This is a genomic window from Brevundimonas diminuta ATCC 11568, from assembly GCF_000204035.1.
Classification (GTDB): Bacteria; Pseudomonadota; Alphaproteobacteria; order Caulobacterales; family Caulobacteraceae; genus Brevundimonas; species Brevundimonas diminuta.
The window spans coordinates 402,288-420,532 of sequence record NZ_GL883086.1 but is presented as its reverse complement, the minus strand read 5'-3'; the positions used below and the strand labels follow the sequence as shown (position 1 = coordinate 420,532).

The following is an 18,245-nucleotide window of genomic DNA, read 5'->3' as shown; positions in this document are numbered from 1 at the left end:
AAGGCGTTTGCGAACGCTATCCTCCGTCCCTTCAGGACTGCATGACTGAATTTTCCAAGCTGGGCCTCTCGCCCACGACCCTTCAGGCGGTCGCCGATACCGGCTACACGACCGCCACGCCGATCCAGGAGCAGGCCATTCCGGTGGCCCTCGCCGGGCGCGACGTCCTCGGCATCGCCCAGACCGGCACCGGCAAGACGGCCGCCTTCACCCTGCCCATGGTCGATCGCCTGGCCTCGGGCCGCGCCCGCGCCCGGATGCCGCGCGCCGTGGTGCTGGCGCCGACCCGCGAACTCGCCGACCAGGTGGCGGAAAGCTTCGCCAAATACGCCAAAGGCACGCGCCTGAACTGGGTGCTGCTGATCGGCGGCGTCTCCATGGGCGACCAGATCGCCGCCCTGAACAAGGGCGTGGACGTTCTGATCGCCACGCCCGGCCGCCTGCTGGACCTGTTCGATCGCGGCAAGATGCTGCTGACCGGCGTCGAGCTGATGGTGGTCGATGAGGCCGACCGGATGCTGGACATGGGCTTCATCCCGGACATCGAACGCATCTTCAAGCTGACGCCGCCGCGCCGCCAGACCCTGTTCTTCTCGGCCACCATGCCGCCGGAGATCACGCGCCTGACGCAGCAGTTCCTCAAGGATCCGACCCGGATCGAGGTGGCGCGCCCGGCCACGACCGCCGACACCATCACCCAGCACATCACCCGCCTGCCTTCCTCGGACCCCAAGGCCAAGCGCACCGCCCTGCGCGCCCTGGTCGAGCGCGGCGACGTCCAGAACGGGATCGTCTTCTGCAACCGCAAGTCGGAAGTCGACATCGTCGCCAAGTCGCTGCAGGTCCACGGCTTCAACGCCGCGCCGATCCACGGCGACCTGGACCAGTCGCTGCGGATGAAGACCCTGTCCGACTTCCGCAGCGGCGAGCTGAAGCTGCTGGTCGCCTCCGACGTCGCCGCCCGCGGCCTGGACATCCCGGCCGTCAGCCACGTCTTCAACTATGACGTCCCGCATCACGCCGACGACTATGTCCACCGCATCGGCCGCACCGGGCGCGCCGGGCGCCTGGGCGAGGCTTTCATGATCGTGACGCCCGCCGACGACAAGTCGTTGGACAAGGTGCTGAAGCTGATCAAGAAGGAGCCGGTCGAACTGCCGCTGGACGACATCGACTTCGCCTCGATCAAGGATCGCCCGCGCGACGACAGCCGCTCTTCGCGCGGCCGTGGACGCGGCGAGCGCAGCGAACGCAGCCGTTCACGCAAGACGGTTGAAGCCGCCCCGGTCGACATCGAGTCCGACGCGCCCGTCGCCGCTGAAGTCGTCGCGCCCCACAAGGCTGATGAAGCGCCGCGTCGTTCGCGCAGCCGCAAGAAGTCCGAGGATCGCGCCTCGACTGCGGCTCCCGCCGCCGCTCCTGCCGTCGCCAAATCGTCCGGAGATATCCGGGGCAGCGCTTTCGGTGATGATGTGCCGGCTTTCCTGCGTCGCCCGGTTATTTTTGCTGATTGACGTCGCGATTCTTGATTTAACCCTGCGTTACGGAAGGCCGGGCTAACCTCCTGGCCTGAACTTTCCAGGGGCGCTTCAAGGCATGACCACTCAGGTCGAAACCACGGTTCGTAGTCCGGAAGCCTATGCCTTGGCGCACCGCGCAGTTGATGCGATGCAAGAGGCGAGCGTCTGGCCGACTCCGCTGAACTTCGAGCTCTGGCTGCACTATCTCAGTGCGCCGGACAGCCCGTTGAGCCAGGAGATGGCGCGGCTGCTGGCCAGCGGCGCGCCCTTCACTGACACCACAGCCGAGATGCTGGCCGCCGAATTCCTGCCCCGCAGCCGCCTGTCGGAAGAGATTCGCGACGCGGGCGCCGTGCTGAACCGCGAACTGGCCGCCGTCGCCGCCGCCATCGACAAGGCGCGCGAAAGCCAGGCCGACTACGGCGACACCCTGTCACAGGCGGTCGACCGCATGGCCTCAGCGCCCGACACCGACAGCCTGGGCGTCATCGTTTCCTCCCTCAGCGACGCCACGCGACGGATCCGACGCCACACCTCGGCGCTGGAGCGTCGTCTGGAATCCTCCAACCGCGAAGTCGTCAAGCTGCGCGACCACCTGGAGCAGGTCCGTCGCGACGCCATGACCGACGCCCTGACCAATCTGGCCAACCGCAAGGCGTTCGACGAACAACTGCAGCGCATGTGCGACGAAGCCGAGAGCGACGGCACCCCCATCGGACTGGCGCTGATCGATATCGACCACTTCAAGCGCTTCAACGACACCTGGGGCCATCAGACGGGCGACCAGGTGCTGCGCTATGTCGCCAGCGTCCTGGCCCGCATCGCGCGCACGCCGCGTGTCGCCGCCCGTTATGGCGGTGAAGAGTTCGCCGTCATCTTCCCGCGTGAGACGGCGGGCGCCGTCGAGGCCGCCCTGAACGCGGCCCGCGAAGAGATCGCCTCGCGCAGCCTGCGTCGTCGTTCGACCAATGACGACCTAGGCGCCGTGACCATTTCCGTCGGCTTCGCCCTGCGCCACTCCGGCGAAGCCGCGTCCCATTTCCTGGGGCGCGCCGACGAGGCGCTCTACGCCTCCAAGCGCACGGGCCGGAACCGCGTCACCAACGCCGAATTGGCGGCCTCCGCCGCCGCCTGAGGTTCGCCTCAGTAGGACAGGCGCAGACCCAGCGACAGGGTGCGCGGCGGAGCGTAGCCGGCAACGCCGCCCGCCGTTTCCGAGACCTCGACTTCGGCGTCGAACAGGTTGTCCGCCGCCAGCCACAGCAGGGTTCGCGGTCCGGCGCGCCATTCCGCGCGAGCGTCGACGGTGACGGCGGCCTCCAGAACGCGGCTGTTGAGATCATCCTCAAACCGCTTGCTTTCATAGCGGGCCTGTATCGACAGGCCGAGCCGGTCAGACGCCTGCCAGTCCAGCCCGCCCGTCGCGCTCCAGATCGGCGCCTGCGCGGGACGCAGCCCGGTCAGCTGAGGCGCGGCTGATCCGCCGTCCATCCGCGCGTCGGTGATCGACAGGGCGCCGTTCAGGGTCAACCCGCCTCGCAGCGCCTGACGCGCCGTCAGCTCCACGCCCTTGGCCTCGATGGTCCCGGCGTTCTGACGCTGGCGCAGAACGCCGCCCGCCGGAACAAAACCCGCCCGCGGAAACGTTCCCGGCCCCTCGGCGATGGTGACGTTGACGATGGCGTCCTCGATCCGGTTCCAGAACAAATTGACGCCGAAGGCCGAAATCGGCCCCTCGAACGCCAGTCCCGCCTCGATCCCTTGCAGCGTCTCGGGAACCAGAGCCGCATTGGCCTCGGTCAGGTCGTTGCCGACGCGGAACGGACGGTGCAGCTCATTCAGACTCGCCGGGCGGAAGCCGGAATAGGCCGCCGCCCGCGTCGCCCAACCGCCGCCGATGAAACGGCGCGCCGCCAGGCGGGCGCTGACCACCTCGCCCGAACGATCCGGATCGCTCTCGTCCAAGGTCGGCGAGCCCGTGGCGCGGTCCCACTCTCGCCGCCGGCCGTTTTCGTTACGCCAGCCGTCCAGCCGCAGGCCGCCCGCCACCAGCCACAGGTCGTCGCTCCACGACCCTTCGCCATAGACGCCCGCCACAGAGGTCGCGCCGCCCGCCACGCGGTCGCGGGTGAAGGCCCCCTGCATGAAGCGGAAACGCTCGCGCGTTTCGCCCTCGTTGAAGCGGGCGTCGGCGCCCAACTCCCATTCCAGCCGCCCTCCGGCGATGTCGCACGCCGAGCGACGCAGGGCCGCATTGACGCCCCACCCTGTCGCAGGCGTTTCATATTGATCATTGGCGGGCGTGGTCGCGCTGCGATCCGCCGCCACGGCGACGGAGGTGTTGGCGAAGTCGCTTTCGCGCCGCCACGCCTGCAAGCGCCAGCCATAGCGACCCTCGTCCGGTCGGCGCGCCGCCGCGGCGGACAGCAGGTGGCCGCTGGCGCTGGATCGAGCCCCCGCGAGGCCTGAACCGCGCTCTTCGTCATAGGCCGAGGCTCGCAGCGATACGCTGGCCTCGCCCAGCGGCGCGTCCAGACGCAGGGCCGCCGCGCGCGCTTCCAGATCCAGCGGCGTGTCCGCCGCCCCGGCCGCCGCGCCGCGCACAGGCGTATAGCCGTCGCTGATCTCATACAGGGCGGTTGCCGTCAGCCGCGCCGGCCCGAGATCGAATCCGCCGGCCCCGGCCAGCCGCGCCCCTCCCCGTTCAGCGACCGAGGAGGACAGCACGCCGCCGCGTTCGCGCTCGCGCAGTTGGATCACGCCCGTCAGAGCGCCCGCGCCATAGGGGCCAGCCCCGGCTCCCCGCACGATGTCGAGACTCTCCAGGCTCTCCGTCGGCGTCTGCGACCAGATCACCCAGCCGCCGAAGGGATCGTTCATGGGCACGCCGTCCAGCGTCACCAGGGTCCGCCCCGCGCCCGACGGCGCGATGGCGCGCAAGGAGATGCCCTGGGTCGTGGGGTTGGCCGCCAGGCTGGAGCTGCGCCGGAACAGGGACACGGCCGGAACAGCGCTCAGGGCCTCGTCCAGCCGATCAGCGCGCGCCAGCGCCGCTTCGTCCAGCCGAATGACCGAAAAGGCCGCCTCGCCCGCCGCAGGCGGCAACCGCGCCGCCGTCACCACGACCTCGTCAACGACGTGCGCCTGAAACTCGATCAACGCTGAACTCCCTGCCAATCGCTCGGCGATCAGGTCAGGGATAGTCGATGCGGTCAGGCTTGTCGTCGGCCGAGCCGCAGCGTCTGCGCGTCAAATGACCGCTGCCCGAGAAACCTCAGCTCGGGAACGCCCTCAACCAGCGCCGCCGCCGGTCCACACGCTGAACAGCAGCCCCAGAACGCCGCGAACCATCAGGCCGAGCGTCATCACGCCGACCGTGGCGCCGATCAGAAACACCGCGCGAAAATGCCGGTGCAGGAAGTAGAGAATGTCGCCTGCCATCTGCGTCGACCCTAAAGGTTAACAGCATGATGACACACGGTTCGGCGAAAACCGCAACAACCGTTCGTGATCAGACCAAGCGGCTCTGCACCAGCGCGGCTTCGATGAAGCTGGCGAACAGCGGGTGCGGAGCGAAGGGGCGGCTGCGGTACTCTGGGTGATACTGCACGCCGATGAACCAGGGGTGATCCTTGCGCTCCACCGTCTCGGGCAGCACGCCGTCCGGCGACAGACCCGCGAAGAACAGGCCGCCCTTCTCCTCCACCGCCTGCCGGTAGTTGATGTTCACCTCATAGCGGTGACGATGGCGCTCGTTGATGTCGGTCTGGCCGTAGATCTCGGCGATCTTCGAGCCAGGCGCCAGGGTGGAGGCATAGGCGCCCAGACGCATGGTGCCGCCCAGATCGCCGCCCTGCTCGCGCTTCACGCGCTCATTGCCCTGGACCCATTCGGTCATCAGGCCGACGACGGGCTCTTCCGCCGGGCCGAACTCAGTCGAGGTCGCCTTGGGATAGCCCGCCAGGTTTCGCGCCGCCTCGATCACCGCCATCTGCATGCCGAAGCAGATGCCGAAGTACGGGATCTTGCGCTCGCGGGCGTAGCGCGCCGCCTCGATCTTGCCCTCGGCCCCGCGTTCGCCGAAGCCGCCGGGCACCAGGATGGCGTGGGCGCCTTCCAGCCGCTCGGCGCAGGCCTGCGGGTCGCCGGCGAAGGTGTCGGCCTCGACCCAGTCGATGTTGACCTTGGCGTTGTTGGCCACGCCGCCGTGCTGCAGGGCCTCGATCAGCGACTTATAGGCGTCCTTCAGGACCGTGTACTTGCCGACCACGGCGATGGTGACCTCGCCGTCCGGATGCAGGCGGCGGCGCACGATCTCGTTCCAGCCGGACAGCTCCGGCTCAGGCGCGTCGGTCAGGCCGAAGTGAGCCAGCACCTGGGTGTCCAGGCCCTCGCGGTGATAGTCCAGCGGCACGGCGTAGATGTCAGCCGAGTCCATCGCCTGGATGACGCTGTCGGGACGGACGTTGCAGAACTGGGCGATCTTGCGCTTCTCGTCGGCCGGGATCGGCGCCTCGCAGCGGCACAGCAGGATGTCGGGCTGGATGCCGATGGAGCGCAGCTCCTTGACCGAGTGCTGCGTCGGCTTGGTCTTCATCTCGCCGGCGGTCTTGATGAAGGGCAGCAGGGTCAGGTGGACGAAGCAGGACTGGCCGCGCGGCAGATCCTGCTCCAGCTGACGGATCGCCTCGAAGAAGGGCAGGCCCTCGATGTCGCCGACCGTGCCGCCGATCTCGACCAGGACGAAGTCCACATCCTCGCCGCCGTCCGTCTTGGCCGGGTTCAGGCAGAACTGCTTGATCTGGTCGGTGACGTGCGGAATCACCTGGACGGTCGCGCCCAGATAGTCGCCGCGCCGCTCCTTCTCGATGATCGTCTGATAGATGCGGCCGGTCGTGATGTTGTCCGACTTGGCCGCCGAGACGCCGGTGAAGCGCTCATAGTGGCCCAGGTCGAGATCCGTCTCGGCGCCGTCGTCGGTCACGAAGACCTCGCCGTGCTGATAGGGGCTCATCGTGCCCGGATCGACGTTGAGATAGGGGTCCAGCTTGCGCAGGCGGACCTTGTAGCCCCGCGCTTGCAGAAGAGCGCCGAGAGCGGCGGAAGCGAGGCCTTTTCCAAGAGAGGAAACCACGCCGCCGGTGATGAACACATAGCGAGCCATGGGCGGACACCTTACTCCATGATTCGTCCTGCGCGGAGAGGCTCAGGAAAAATCCAACTGTTGATCAAAAGAAGAAAGCGCGCCTTGCGGCGCGCTTCCCCAAAACTCGATGGCGGCGATGCCCTTATTGGGCGGGCGCGCCCTGGCCGGCCGGCAAGCTGGCTTCCAGATCGTCCAGCGACGGAGCGGCCGGAGCGGCCGGGGTCGCCGGTGCGGCTTCAGGCGTAGCCGGAGCCGTCTGTTGCGGCTGATCCACGGCGATGGAGCCGACGGCGTCGGCGTCGATCACCGAACGCGAACCGCGCGCATAGTTGCCCGCGATCGTCAGGCCGATAGCGCAGACGAAGAAGGCGATCGCCAGGATCGACGTGGTGCGGGTCAGCAGATTGCCCGCCCCGCGCGCCGTCATGAAGCCCGAAGGACCGCCGCCCATGCCCAGGGCGCCGCCCTCGGAACGTTGCAGCAGGATCACGGCCGACAGGGCGACCGAGATTAGGATCATGGCGACGAGCAGAATGGTCTGGAGCATGGCGTCATTCATGTGGGCGCAGAAGCGCGCCGATCAAGCGGCCGCCTCTAACATTGATGGAGGTTTCGGGCAAACGCTCAGGCGCGCGGTCAAACCGCGCGGATGATGCCCAGAAAGTCTTCGGCCTTCAGCGAGGCGCCGCCGACCAGGGCGCCGCCGACCTCGGCCACCGCCAGGATCTCCCTGGCGTTCGACGGCTTGACCGAGCCGCCGTACAGGATCGGGGCGACGCGGCCGCCGTCGCCCAGCTTGGCGACCATGGCGGCGCGCACGGCGGCGTGGACTTCCTCGATCTGCTCCAGCGTCGGCGTCAGGCCGGTGCCGATGGCCCAGACCGGCTCATAGGCGACGGCGAACGCCTTGCCCGCCAGCGAGGCCGGCAGCGAGCCGGCGACTTGACGGCTGACGACCTCGACCGCCTGCCCGGCTTCGCGTTCCTGCAGCGTCTCGCCGATGCAGATGATCGGCTCCAGATCGGCGGCCAGGGCGGCCTCGACCTTGGCGGCGACGTCGGCGTCGGTCTCGCCGAATCCGGCGCGGCGCTCCGAGTGGCCGAGAATCACCAGGCGGGCGCCCGCATCACGGACCATCTCGGCCGAGACCGATCCGGTGTAGGCGCCCGAGGTTTCAGCGTGGCAGTCCTGCCCGCCGATCTCGACGGCGCCGCCCTTCAACGCCTGGGCCATGCGATCGATTAAAGTGGCGGGTGGGCACAGGGCCACGCGACAGGCCGCAGCCTGTTCCTTCAGCGCCTTCTCGAGGGTTTCAGCCTCGGCCAGGCTCGCGCCCAGGCCGTTCATTTTCCAGTTGCCGGCGACCAGCTTCACAGATTGTTTCATGCGGCCTGTCTAGTGGCGACAGCGGCGGAAGCCAAGATGTCGTCAAGCCTCACTTGCGGCGGCGGCCCCGCACCCCCTATACGCGACCCTTGGCGCCCTTTCGACGCCGGCCCTCGTCAGGTTCTTTTCGATGATCACGTACTTCCGAAACTTCGCCAAGTCGAAATGGGCCGCCGGCCTGTTCGCCCTGATCATCCTCAGCTTCCTGATCGTCGGGGCGCAATCCGACATCTTCGCCAACCTGGGGCCGCGCCATATCATCAGCGCCGGGGACCGCAGCGTCGATTCCAACCAGTTCCGCGGCGACTTCGAACGCGTGCGCGCCAATCTGCAGGAACAGGCCGGTCGTCCAGTCAGCTATGACGACATGGTCAAGGAAAACCTGCACCAGCAGTATCTGGACAGCCAGACTCAGCGCCTGGGCTTCCTGGACTGGGCCTATAAGGCGGGCATCCGTCCGGGCAAGGAGCTGGTGCTGGCGGAAATCCGCAAGATTCCGGCCTTCTTCAACCAGATCACCGGCCAGTTCGACAAAGACCTCTACGCCCAGGCCCTGGCCCAGCAGAACCTGACCTCGGAAATGCTCGAGCAGGATCTGCGCGACCAGTATGTCACCTCGCACGTCGGTTCGGCCGTGTTCGCCGGTCTTCAGGCGCCGCGCGTCTACGCCGCCCTGCTGGCGGGTCAGGCGCTGGAAACGCGCGACGGCCGCTGGTTCTCGGTCACTCAGGACATGGCCGGCCGCGCGGGCGCCCCGACCGACGCCCAACTGACCGCCTTCATGAAGGAAAACGAGGCGCGTCTGCGCAGCCCCGAGTTCCGCATGATCTCCCTGGTGCTGTTCACGCCGGGTCCGAACGACCCGCGCCCGACCGTCACCGAAGAACAGATTCAAGAGCGCTATGAGTTCCGCAAGGCCGCCCTGGCTGATCCGGAAAAGCGCACCTTCGTCACCCTGACCGTTCCGACCAAGGAAGCCGCCGACAAGATCGCCGCCGACCTGCGCGCCGGCAAGGCTCCGGCCGAGGTGGCCAAGGCCAACAACATCCAGCTGGGCGACTACAAGGCCACGCCGCAGGCCGCCGTGGGCGACCCCGCCGTCGGCGCCGCCGTGTTCGGCCTGGCCGTCGACCAGGTTTCGGCCCCGATCCAGGGTCGCCTGGGCTTCACCGTCGCCAAGCTGGCCGCCATTCAGGCCGGTCAGGCCGTGACGCTGGAAAGCGCCCGTCCCGCCTTGACCCAGGAACTGCAGGCAGAGGCCGTCAAGGCCGCGACCTACGCCAAGGTCGAGCAGTTCGAGAAGGCCCGTCAGGAAGGCAAGAACCTGGCCGACGCCGCCACGGCCGCCAAGGCCCGCGTCATCCAGCTGCCGCCCTTCACCCAGCAGGGCCAACTGCCGGACGGCCAGCCGATGAACGCCCCGCGTCAGGTTCTGGAAAGCGCCTACACCCTGACCAAGGGCGGCGAGAGCGATGTGATCGACGCCGGCGACGGCCAGTATTTCGCTGTCCGTCTGGACGACATCCGCCCGTCGGCCCTGCCGACGCTGGACGAAGTGCGCGCCCCGCTGGGCCAGCAGTGGACCCTGCGTGAAAACGCCCGTCTGCTGTCGGCCAAGGCTGAACAACTGGCCGGTCGCGTCCGCGCCGGCGAGGACATCGCCAAGGTGGCCGCCGAAGCCGGCGCCCCGCTGACGGTCCGCACCGGCGTGCAACAGAGCCGCGAGTCGCAGGCCCAAGTCGGCGACGGCGTGCTGCGCGGTCTGTTCGGCCAGAGCAAGGGTCAGGTCTTCTCCGACGCCCAGTCGCAGACCGCCTTCGTCGTCGGCCGCGTGGACGCCATCCACGCCGCCAATCCGGCCCTGGCCGCGCCGCTGGCCGAACAGGCCCGCCCGCGTCTGACCGAAGAGCTGGCCAACACCCTGGCCGACCGCACCATCGCCGCCGCCGCTGCACGCACCAAGTCGCGCAACGACCCGGCCCTGGCCCTGCAAGCCCTGGGCGTGGAGGCTCCGGCCGCTGCGCCTGCGGCTCCGGCTGCTCCCGCATCCGCCAAGAAGTAATGCTTGAAGAACGCGACGCCTTCATCGCCGGTCTGACGGCGGGCCGCCCTCAGGTTCTGGTCCGCCGCCTGGTCGATGACCTGGAGACCCCCGTCTCGGCCTTCCTGAAGGTCGGGCACGGGCGGCGCTACGCCAGCCTGTTCGAGTCGGTCGAGGGCGGCGCCGTCAACGGCCGCTACTCCTTCGTAACCCTGTCGCCGGACGTGGTCTGGCGCTGCCGAGACGGCAAGGCCGAGATCGCGCGCGGCGCCGATGTTCTGTCCGACGTCTTCACGCCCGAAGACAGGCCCGCGCTGGAATCCTTGCGCGCCCTGATCGCGGCGACCAAGTTCGAACTGCCCGCCGATCTGCCGCCGATGGCCGCCGGGCTGTTCGGCGTGTTCGGCTACGACATGGTGCGTCTGCTGGAGCCGCTGGGCGCCGCAAATCCCGATCCGCTGGACCTGTCCGACGCCGTCATGGCGCGCCCGGCCCTGGTCGCCATCTTCGATTCGGTGAAGCACGAGATCGTCCTGATCGCCGCCGCCTATCCGGACACCGCGAGCGATCCTGTCCAGGCCTACGCCGCCGCCGAGGCCCGTCTGGAGGACTTCGAGGACCGCCTGCGCGGCCCCCTGCCGATCCAGCGCGAAGTCGAGCCGGTCCCGGCGCCCGATTTCCACTCCCCTGTCGATGAGGCCGCCTTCGGCCGCATGGTGGCGCGGGCCAAGGACTACATCGCCGCCGGCGACATCTTCCAGGTCGTGCTGGCGCACCGTTTCTCGGCCCCGTGGAGCCAGGATCCGTTCGCCTTCTACCGGTCGCTGCGTCGCGGCAATCCATCGCCCTATCTGTTCTTCCTCGACTACGTCGACTTCCAACTGGCCGGGTCCAGCCCGGAGATCCTGGTCCGGTTGAAGGACGGTCGCGTCACCATCCGGCCGCTGGCGGGCACCCGCCCGCGCGGAGCCACGGCCGAACAGGACAAAGCGCTGGAGGCCGAACTGCTGGCAGATCCCAAGGAGCGGGCCGAGCATCTGATGCTGCTGGACCTGGGCCGCAACGACGTGGGCCGCGTCTCTAAGCCCGGCTCGGTCGAGGTCACGGAAAGCTTCGTGGTCGAGCGCTACAGCCAGGTCATGCACATCGTCTCCAACGTGAACGGCGCGGCTGATCCCAAGCTGGACGCGGTGGACACGCTTCTGGCCGCCCTGCCGGCAGGTACGCTCTCGGGCGCGCCCAAGGTGCGGGCGATGGAGGTCATCGACGAGTTGGAGACCGAGAAGCGCGGCGTCGGCTACGGCGGCGGCGTCGGCTACATCTCGGCCAATGGCGAAGCGGACATCTGCATCGTCCTGCGCACCGCCATGTTCGCGAAGGGACAGATCTTCGTCCAAGCCGGCGCCGGCGTCGTCGCCGACAGCGACCCGGCCGCCGAATATGCTGAAACCCTGGCCAAGGCTCGCGCGCCGATGAAGGCCGCCGCCGAAGCGTGGCGATTCACTGCGACCACTCGCGGCCAGGGTGCCGGCGGATCAGTCTAAGGATTGGAAACCGTGGAACCCTGGTCAAACGACACGCCGGGGCCCACGATCATGGTTCCGGCCAGGAGGACCGCCGCTGTGGCGGCGAAGGCGGCTGCGGCAAGCAGGCGCAGGGGTTTCGGTTGTTCCGCCGGGGCCTCGTTCAACAGGGCGCGGGCGTCACGGATGCATTCTACAGGGGTCAAGACGGATTTCTTCCGATGGCGATGCTCCTGTATCGCCCGGACAGCTTAACGTCCGCTTTCAATCGGCCCGACTGTCTTCCATGTTTGGGGCCGCCTTGCCTCCCCCGTCTTCAAGAAGCCTTCGCCATGATCCTCGTCGTCGATAACTACGACAGCTTCACCTACAACCTCGTCCACTACCTCGCGGAGTTGGGCGCCCAGACGCACGTCATCCGCAACGACGACCTGACCGTCGAGGAAGCCTGGGCGCTGAAGCCCGAGGCCGTCCTGCTGTCGCCCGGCCCCTGCGCCCCCGATCAGGCGGGCATCTGCCTGTCGCTGATCGAAACGGCCGCAGAGACCATGCCCATCCTCGGCGTCTGCCTGGGCCACCAGTCGATCGGCCAGGCCTTCGGCGGCGAGGTGGTGCGCGCCAAGACCCTGATGCACGGCAAGACCTCGCCCATCCTGCATGAGGGACGCGGCGTCTTCGGCGGCCTGCCCTCGCCCTTCACGGCGACGCGCTATCATTCGCTGGCCGTGCGCCGCGAGACCCTGCCCGACGCGCTGGAGGTCACCGCCTGGACAGAGGACGGCGAGATCATGGGCCTGTCGCACCGCTCGCGGCCGATTCACGGCGTCCAGTTCCACCCGGAATCCATCGCCACCCAGCACGGCCATGCGATGATCGCCAACTTCCTCGATCTGGCGGGCGTCAAACGATCGGCGAACGTCTGATGGACAGCATCAAGCCTCTGCTGGCCAAGCTGGTCGACGGACAGGTGCTGAACCTGGATGAGGCCAAGAGCTTCTTCGCCGCCTGCCTGCGCGGCGAACCCACCCCGTCACAGGTCGCCGCCGCCGTCACCGCCCTGCGCATCCGCGGCGAGACGGTGGACGAGATCGTCGCCTTCGCCAGCGCCATGCGCGAGGCCGCCCTGTCGCTGGAGCACCCGTTCGATCAGGTGATCGACACCTGCGGCACCGGCGGCGACGGCCAGCACACCTACAACGTCTCGACGGCGGCCGCCTTCGTACTGGCGGGCGCGGGGCTGAAGGTCGCCAAGCACGGCAACCGCGCCATCAGCTCCAAGTCCGGCTCGTCCGACGTTCTGGCCGCCCTGGGCGTCAACCTGGACGCCACGCCCGCCCAGCAGGCGCGGGCGCTGGACCAGGCGGGCATCGCCTTCCTGTTCGCGCCGACCTATCACGGGGCCATGCGCCATGTCGGGCCGGTGCGCGGCGAGATCGGCTTCCGCACCGTGTTCAACCTGCTGGGGCCGCTGTGCAATCCGGCAGGCGCGACGCATCAGGTGATGGGCGTCTATGATCCCGCCCTGCTGGAGCCGCTGGCCGAGGCGCTGGGCCGACTCGGCGCGCGGCGCGCCTGGACCGTCAACGGCCAGGGACTGGACGAACTGACCACCACAGGCCCGACCGAGGTGGCCGAATGGAAGGACGGCGCCGTGCGCCGCTTCACCGTCACGCCCGCCGACGCCGGACTGCCGCTGGCGACGATGGATGATCTGCGTGGCGGCGACGCCGAGCATAACGCCGCCGCCCTGACGGCCCTGCTGGCGGGCGAGCGCGGCCCCTATCGCGACATCGTCCTGCTGAACGCCGCCGCCGCCCTGGTGGTGGCCGGGCGGGTCGAAGATCTGAAATCGGGCGCTGAACTCGCCGCCGCCGTCATCGACGACGGCCGCGCCGCCGCCGCCCTGGCTGAACTGGTGCGCGTCTCCCACGCGCCGATCGAAGACGAGGACGCCTGATGAGCGACGTTCTGGACCGCATCGCCGCCTACAAGCGCGAGGATGTCGCCGCCCGCAAGGCCGCCGTATCACAGGACGCCATCGAGGCCCGCGCCCGCGAGGCCTCGCCTCCGCGCGGTTTCCGCGCCGCCCTGGCTGACCGTTTCTCCGAAACCGGCCGCCCGGCCCTGATCGCCGAGATCAAGAAGGCCAGCCCGTCCAAGGGCCTGATCCGCGCCGACTTCGACCCGCCCGCCCTCGCTCAAGCCTATGAGCGCGGCGGGGCCTCCTGCCTCTCCGTCCTGACCGACGGCCCCAGTTTTCAGGGCGACGACGCCTATCTGACGGCCGCGCGCGCGGCGGTCGCCCTGCCCTGCCTGCGCAAGGACTTCCTGGTCGATCCGTGGCAGGTGGCCGAGAGCCGGGCTCTGGGCGCCGACTGCATCCTGATCATCATGGACATGGTGGACGACGCCCTGGCCGCAGACCTGCTGGCCGAGGCGACCCGCTGGGGCATGGACGCCCTGATCGAAACGCACGACGCCGATGAAATGGCCCGCGCCGCCAAGCTGGTTCAAGGCCGCGACGACGCCCTGATCGGCGTCAACAACCGCTCGCTGCGCACCTTCGAGGTCGATCTGGCGACGACCGAGCAATTGGCGGCGTTGAGCCCTGACGGCGCGCTGCTGGTCGCCGAAAGCGGCCTGTTTACGCCGCAGGATGTAGCGCGCGTGGCCGACGCCGGCGCCCGCGCCCTGCTGGTTGGCGAAAGCCTGATGCGTCAGGCGGATGTCGAAGCGGCCACGCGAGCCTTGCTGGCCTAAGCTTCCCACTTACCGCTCATCCCCGCGGGGTGTGGAGGATCAGCCCGCCTTCGCCGCGATCACCCGGAGCACCGCATCAGCCGCGAGTTCCGACGGGTCCGGCCCGCCTCGTCCCATCAGATCCAACGCCTCCGTCTGACGCCGCGCCTGTTCGGCCGCCGCCTCAGGGTCGGTCAGCAGCCGCCCGACCTCCTTGGCCAAGGCCTGCGGCGTCGCCTCATGCTGGATGAACTCCGGCGCGATAGCTTCATCGGCGGCGATATTGAACAGGGTGATGTGCTTGGCCGTCACCAGCCGCTTCATCAGCACATAGCTCAGCCCGTCGATCTTATAGGCGATGACCATGGGCGCGCCCGCCAGCGCCAGTTCGGTCGAGACCGTGCCGCTGGTGGCCAGGGCGGCGTTCGCGGCCTTCATGGCGTCGTACTTGTCGGCTTCCTGCACCACATGGGCGCGGAAGGGCCAGGCGGCGACCCGGCCCGCCACGTCGGCGGCGACCGTGCCCGCCGCGACGACGGCGATCTCCAGCCCCGGAATCTGGGCCTTCAACTGCTTCACCGCCTGCTCATAGACAGGCGTCATGCGCGTGATCTCGCTGGGTCGGCTGCCCGGCAGGACCAGCAGCAGCGGCGCATCCGCCGCAATGCCTCGCGCGGCCCGAAAGCGGGCGCCGTCGGCCCCCGCCATGTCGACGTGCAGCGCCTGCGAACCCACGACCGTCGTCGGCAGACCCGCCTTCTCGAACCAGGGCGCATCCAGCGCATAGAGGGCCAGCAGATGATCCACCGCCCCCGCCAGCGTCTTGGCGCGGCCCGGCCGCGAGGCCCAGACCTGCGGCCCCACGTATTTGATCAGCGGCGTCTTCGGCGAGGCGGCACGGATCGCCTGAGCCACGCGGATGGTGAAGCCCCAGCTGTCGATCAGCACCACGGCGTCCGGCTTTTCCGCCGCCGCCAGCGTCGCCGTCTCGGCCACCCGCTTCTTGACCTTGCCATAGGCCTTCAGCCCCTCGATCCAGCCCAGGATCGACAGCTCGGCGATGTCGAAGGGACTGGCGACGCCCTCGGCCGCCATCTTGGGGCCGCCCACGCCGACGAAGACCACGTCCTTGCCCAGCCGCGCCTTCAACGCCCGCGCCAGTCCGGCGCCCAGCGCATCGCCCGAGGCCTCGGCCGCCACCAGCATGACCTTCAACGGACGGCTCATCGCGGCTCTCCCCAGACGAACAGGCCCAGACGGTCGGCCGCTTCGACCAGACCTTCGTGGTCGATGACGATCAATCGCCCCTCGAACCCGCCGATCCCGGCCAGACCCGCAGCGGCGGCCAGTTCGACCGTCGTCGGTCCGATAACGGGCATGTCGACGCGCAGATCCTGGATCGGCTTGGGCGCCTTGCCCAGAGCGCCGCGCGCAAAGCCCGGCGAGCCGCGCAGGTCGACAGGCAGGCTCGCCACACGGCGCAGCATTTCGTCCGTGCCTTCCTGCGCCTCAACCGCCAGCACCAGCCCGTCGCAGACGACCGCGCCCTGACCGATATCCAGTTCGCCTGACTTTTCAGCGATGTGCAGCGCCTTCTTCAGGTCCGCCAACTGCTCGGCCGTCGGCGTTACGTGGCCCAAGGCGCCCGCCGCCAGCATCTCGCCGCCCAGGATGTCGTCCGCGCCTTCGACGGCGAAGCCTTCATCCTCGAACACCGACAAGATCTTCCGCAACAAGGCGTCGTCGCCCTTGGACGCCGCTGCGATAATGCCGGGCAGCAAGGACGCGCCCTTCAGATCGGGCTTCAACGTCTTGAAATCCGGCCGGTTGACGTAGCCCGCCAGACAGACCGCGCGACAGCCCTCGGCCCGCATGGCCTTCACGATCTTGCCGATCTCGGCCATGCCGAAGTCCTGTCCCGGCCAGCGGTGCAGGTGGGCGTCGGCGAAGCCCTTCAGGCGGATGATGAAGACCTCGCGTCCCTCGGCCTCGCAGCGTTGGGCGACGCGGATGGGCAGGTCGCCCGACCCCGCGATCAAGGCCAGCTTGGGCGCGGTCGTCATTCCGCGCCCGGCAGGCACAGCGGGCGCTTGCCGCCGTCACGGATGAAGGCGGTGATCTCCATGATCTCGGGCAGGTCGGCATAGGCCTGTTCGACCCGATCCAGACGCTCAGCAAAGACGCCTTCGCCCTCGAACAGATCGCGATAGGCGGCCAGCAGACGACGCACCGCGTCCTTGCCGTAGCCCTTGCGCTTCAGCCCGATCAGGTTGAGGCCGTGCAGGCTGGCGTGGTTGCCCCAGACCGAGCCGTAGGGAATGACGTCGCGCGTCACGGCGGCCAGACCGCCGACGATGGCGCCCTGCCCCACCCGGCCGTTCTGGTGCACGGCGCAAAGGCCGCCCAGAAACACCCGATCGCCGACATGGACGTGACCGCCCAGGGTGGCGTTGTTGGCCATGGTGACGCTGTCGCCGACCACGCAGTCATGGCCGACGTGGGCGCCGGTCATGAACAGGTTGTTCGAGCCGACGCGGGTGACGCCCGTTCCTTGAGGCGTGCCCCGATTGAAGGTGCAGTGCTCGCGGACCAGGTTGTTCTCGCCGATCTCCAGCCGCACCGGCTCGCCCTTGTAGCCGCCGTGCTGCGGATCGCCGCCGATGACGGCGAAGGGGTGGATCGTCGTGTTCGCGCCGACGCTGGCGTCCTGCTGGATCACCACATGGCTGACCAGACGCACGCCGGAGGCCAGGGCCACGCCCGGCCCGACGGTGCAGAACGGGCCGATCTCGACCCCGTCCGCCAGGGTCGCCGAGGCGTCGACGACGGCGGTCGGGTGGATGGTCACTGGGCGGGCTCCGCCACGGTCACGACCATGGCCATGAACTCGGCTTCCGCTGCGAGTTTGCCGTCGATGAAGGTCTCGCCACGGAACTTGTAGGCGTCGCCGCGCGCCTTGATCACCTTGACCTCCATGCGCAGTTGGTCGCCCGGACGCGCAGGCTTGCGGAAGCGCACGCCGTCAATCGACATGAACATGATGACCTTGTCGGCCACCGCCACGTCCAGCGACTTGGACATCAGCAGAGCGCCCGTCTGGGCCATGGCCTCGACGATCAGCACGCCCGGCATGACCGGATCGATCGGGAAGTGACCGGGAAAGAAGGGCTCGTTGTGGGTGACGTTCTTGACGCCCACGATCGAGGTCGCCGCCACGAAGTCCTCGGCCTTGTCGACCAGCAGGAAGGGATAGCGGTGCGGCAGGCGACGCATCACCTCGGCGTAATCGATCTTGTTGTCTTCGCTCATGCTTTCGATTCCTTCGCGCCCTTCTTCTGGGACGCCTGTTTGGACAGCCACACCGTCTCGCGCAAGAACTGGCGGATGGGCTTGGCGGGATAGCCGGACCAGGTCTCGCCCGGCGGAATGTCGGCAAGGACGCCGCCTCCGGCCGCGACGCGAGCGCCCTCGCCGATGGTGATGTGGTCGCCCACGCCCGCCCGGCCGCCGAAGATGCAGTTGTCGCCGCTGGTGACTGAACCCGAGATGCCGGTGTGCGCCGCCATCAGATTGTTGCGGCCGATGACGCAGTTGTGGCCGATCATGACCAGATTATCGATCTTGGTGTTCTCGCCGATGACAGTGTCGTCATAGGCGCCTCGGTCGATGCAGGAATTGGCGCCGACCGTCACGCCGTCCTGCAGGATGACGCGGCCCAGTTGCGGAATGTCCACCGGCCCGGCCCTGGACCCGGCGGCGCCGAAGCCCGCCTCGCCGATCCGCGCGCCCGCCAGCAGCTTCACCCGGTCGCCTAGCAGGGCGAAGCCGACGGTGACGCCGGGGCTGATCAGGCAGTCGCGGCCGATCTGGACGCCCGGCCCGATGACGGT

At 68.6% G+C, this 18,245-nt stretch carries 18 protein-coding genes; 7 read left to right on the top strand and 11 right to left on the bottom strand.

What is annotated here, in order from left to right:
* Positions 1-41: 41 nt before the first annotated feature.
* Positions 42-1,514 carry a DEAD/DEAH box helicase gene (locus tag BDIM_RS05830; protein WP_003164639.1) on the top strand — a complete coding sequence of 491 codons (1,473 nt, stop codon included), beginning with the start codon at positions 42-44 and terminating at the stop codon, positions 1,512-1,514.
* 82 nt (positions 1,515-1,596) lie between these two features.
* Positions 1,597-2,655 carry a GGDEF domain-containing protein gene (locus BDIM_RS05825; RefSeq protein ID WP_003164638.1) on the top strand — a complete coding sequence of 353 codons (1,059 nt, stop codon included), beginning with the start codon at positions 1,597-1,599 and terminating at the stop codon, positions 2,653-2,655.
* Between the two features lie 8 nt (positions 2,656-2,663).
* On the opposite strand, the gene BDIM_RS05820 is transcribed toward BDIM_RS05825, so the two are convergent.
* The 5 genes from BDIM_RS05820 to tpiA all read right to left on the bottom strand — a co-directional run bounded on the left by BDIM_RS05820 (position 2,664) and on the right by tpiA (position 8,052).
* Positions 2,664-4,679, bottom strand: a complete 2,016-nt coding sequence (locus BDIM_RS05820; protein WP_003164637.1) for a TonB-dependent receptor — start codon at positions 4,677-4,679, stop codon at positions 2,664-2,666.
* A gap of 132 nt (positions 4,680-4,811) precedes the next feature.
* Positions 4,812-4,961, bottom strand: coding sequence for a hypothetical protein (locus tag BDIM_RS17420; RefSeq protein ID WP_003164636.1), 150 nt, complete (start codon positions 4,959-4,961; stop codon positions 4,812-4,814).
* Between the two features lie 70 nt (positions 4,962-5,031).
* Entirely contained in the window at positions 5,032-6,684 is a 1,653-nt protein-coding gene (gene pyrG, locus BDIM_RS05815) for a CTP synthase (RefSeq protein WP_040345199.1), read from the bottom strand.
* A 124-nt stretch (positions 6,685-6,808) separates the two neighbouring features.
* A complete protein-coding gene (gene secG / locus BDIM_RS05810) occupies positions 6,809-7,213 on the bottom strand; it encodes a preprotein translocase subunit SecG (protein ID WP_223850708.1) in 405 nt (134 codons plus the stop codon).
* Between the two features lie 89 nt (positions 7,214-7,302).
* Positions 7,303-8,052: a triose-phosphate isomerase gene (gene tpiA, locus BDIM_RS05805; protein ID WP_003164633.1), complete on the bottom strand. Its 750-nt coding sequence runs from the start codon at positions 8,050-8,052 to the stop codon at positions 7,303-7,305.
* 130 nt (positions 8,053-8,182) lie between these two features.
* Here tpiA and BDIM_RS05800 point away from each other — a divergent pair, with 130 nt between their 5' ends.
* Positions 8,183-10,114 carry a peptidylprolyl isomerase gene (locus BDIM_RS05800; protein ID WP_003164631.1) on the top strand — a complete coding sequence of 644 codons (1,932 nt, stop codon included), beginning with the start codon at positions 8,183-8,185 and terminating at the stop codon, positions 10,112-10,114.
* Positions 10,114-11,637: an anthranilate synthase component I gene (gene trpE / locus BDIM_RS05795; protein WP_003164630.1), complete on the top strand. Its 1,524-nt coding sequence runs from the start codon at positions 10,114-10,116 to the stop codon at positions 11,635-11,637. Before BDIM_RS05800 ends, trpE begins: the two co-directional genes overlap by 1 nt.
* Here trpE and BDIM_RS05790 read toward each other — a convergent pair.
* Positions 11,634-11,822, bottom strand: a complete 189-nt coding sequence (locus BDIM_RS05790; protein WP_003164629.1) for a hypothetical protein — start codon at positions 11,820-11,822, stop codon at positions 11,634-11,636. The genes trpE and BDIM_RS05790 overlap by 4 nt on opposite strands.
* 126 nt (positions 11,823-11,948) lie before the next feature.
* Between BDIM_RS05790 and BDIM_RS05785 the strand changes: the two genes are divergently transcribed.
* Genes BDIM_RS05785 through trpC form a run of 3 tightly spaced genes read left to right on the top strand, consistent with a single transcriptional unit; the run spans position 11,949 to position 14,376 of the window.
* Positions 11,949-12,539, top strand: coding sequence for an anthranilate synthase component II (locus BDIM_RS05785; protein WP_003164628.1), 591 nt, complete (start codon positions 11,949-11,951; stop codon positions 12,537-12,539).
* Positions 12,536-13,573, top strand: a complete 1,038-nt coding sequence (trpD, locus tag BDIM_RS05780) for an anthranilate phosphoribosyltransferase (RefSeq protein WP_244911907.1) — start codon at positions 12,536-12,538, stop codon at positions 13,571-13,573. Before BDIM_RS05785 ends, trpD begins: the two co-directional genes overlap by 4 nt.
* Complete coding sequence (gene trpC, locus BDIM_RS05775; RefSeq protein WP_003164626.1) at positions 13,573-14,376, top strand: indole-3-glycerol phosphate synthase TrpC; 804 nt, start codon at positions 13,573-13,575, stop codon at positions 14,374-14,376. Before trpD ends, trpC begins: the two co-directional genes overlap by 1 nt.
* Positions 14,377-14,415: 39 nt before the next feature.
* Here the strand turns inward: trpC and lpxB are convergent, their stop codons facing one another.
* From lpxB to BDIM_RS05750, 5 genes are all read right to left on the bottom strand, one after another.
* Positions 14,416-15,582, bottom strand: coding sequence for a lipid-A-disaccharide synthase (gene lpxB, locus BDIM_RS05770; protein ID WP_003164625.1), 1,167 nt, complete (start codon positions 15,580-15,582; stop codon positions 14,416-14,418).
* Positions 15,579-16,418 carry a UDP-2,3-diacylglucosamine diphosphatase gene (gene lpxI, locus BDIM_RS05765; protein ID WP_003164624.1) on the bottom strand — a complete coding sequence of 280 codons (840 nt, stop codon included), beginning with the start codon at positions 16,416-16,418 and terminating at the stop codon, positions 15,579-15,581. The genes lpxB and lpxI overlap by 4 nt, the downstream gene beginning before the upstream one ends.
* Positions 16,415-17,203, bottom strand: a complete 789-nt coding sequence (lpxA, locus tag BDIM_RS05760) for an acyl-ACP--UDP-N-acetylglucosamine O-acyltransferase (RefSeq protein ID WP_003164623.1) — start codon at positions 17,201-17,203, stop codon at positions 16,415-16,417. The genes lpxI and lpxA overlap by 4 nt, the downstream gene beginning before the upstream one ends.
* Complete coding sequence (gene fabZ / locus BDIM_RS05755) at positions 17,200-17,664, bottom strand: 3-hydroxyacyl-ACP dehydratase FabZ (RefSeq protein WP_003164622.1); 465 nt, start codon at positions 17,662-17,664, stop codon at positions 17,200-17,202. Before fabZ ends, lpxA begins: the two co-directional genes overlap by 4 nt.
* The coding region (locus tag BDIM_RS05750; RefSeq protein ID WP_040345194.1) for a UDP-3-O-(3-hydroxymyristoyl)glucosamine N-acyltransferase at positions 17,661-18,245 on the bottom strand (585 nt) is incomplete at its 5' end. The genes fabZ and BDIM_RS05750, both read right to left, overlap by 4 nt.

What these genes read in the sequence shown, in the direction of transcription:
- trpE (WP_003164630.1), top strand. Translation starts at nt 10,114, where the DNA reads ATGCTTGAAGAACGCGACGCCTTCATCGCCGGTCTGACGGCGGGCCGC.
- BDIM_RS05785 (WP_003164628.1), top strand. Translation starts at nt 11,949, where the DNA reads ATGATCCTCGTCGTCGATAACTACGACAGCTTCACCTACAACCTCGTC.
- lpxI (WP_003164624.1), bottom strand. Translation starts at nt 16,418, where the DNA reads ATGACGACCGCGCCCAAGCTGGCCTTGATCGCGGGGTCGGGCGACCTG.
- fabZ (WP_003164622.1), bottom strand. Translation starts at nt 17,664, where the DNA reads ATGAGCGAAGACAACAAGATCGATTACGCCGAGGTGATGCGTCGCCTG.
- trpC (WP_003164626.1), top strand. Translation starts at nt 13,573, where the DNA reads ATGAGCGACGTTCTGGACCGCATCGCCGCCTACAAGCGCGAGGATGTC.
- lpxB (WP_003164625.1), bottom strand. Translation starts at nt 15,582, where the DNA reads ATGAGCCGTCCGTTGAAGGTCATGCTGGTGGCGGCCGAGGCCTCGGGC.
- BDIM_RS05800 (WP_003164631.1), top strand. Translation starts at nt 8,183, where the DNA reads ATGATCACGTACTTCCGAAACTTCGCCAAGTCGAAATGGGCCGCCGGC.
- secG (WP_223850708.1), bottom strand. Translation starts at nt 7,213, where the DNA reads ATGCTCCAGACCATTCTGCTCGTCGCCATGATCCTAATCTCGGTCGCC.
- BDIM_RS05830 (WP_003164639.1), top strand. Translation starts at nt 42, where the DNA reads ATGACTGAATTTTCCAAGCTGGGCCTCTCGCCCACGACCCTTCAGGCG.
- BDIM_RS05825 (WP_003164638.1), top strand. Translation starts at nt 1,597, where the DNA reads ATGACCACTCAGGTCGAAACCACGGTTCGTAGTCCGGAAGCCTATGCC.
- tpiA (WP_003164633.1), bottom strand. Translation starts at nt 8,052, where the DNA reads ATGAAACAATCTGTGAAGCTGGTCGCCGGCAACTGGAAAATGAACGGC.
- BDIM_RS17420 (WP_003164636.1), bottom strand. Translation starts at nt 4,961, where the DNA reads ATGGCAGGCGACATTCTCTACTTCCTGCACCGGCATTTTCGCGCGGTG.
- pyrG (WP_040345199.1), bottom strand. Translation starts at nt 6,684, where the DNA reads ATGGCTCGCTATGTGTTCATCACCGGCGGCGTGGTTTCCTCTCTTGGA.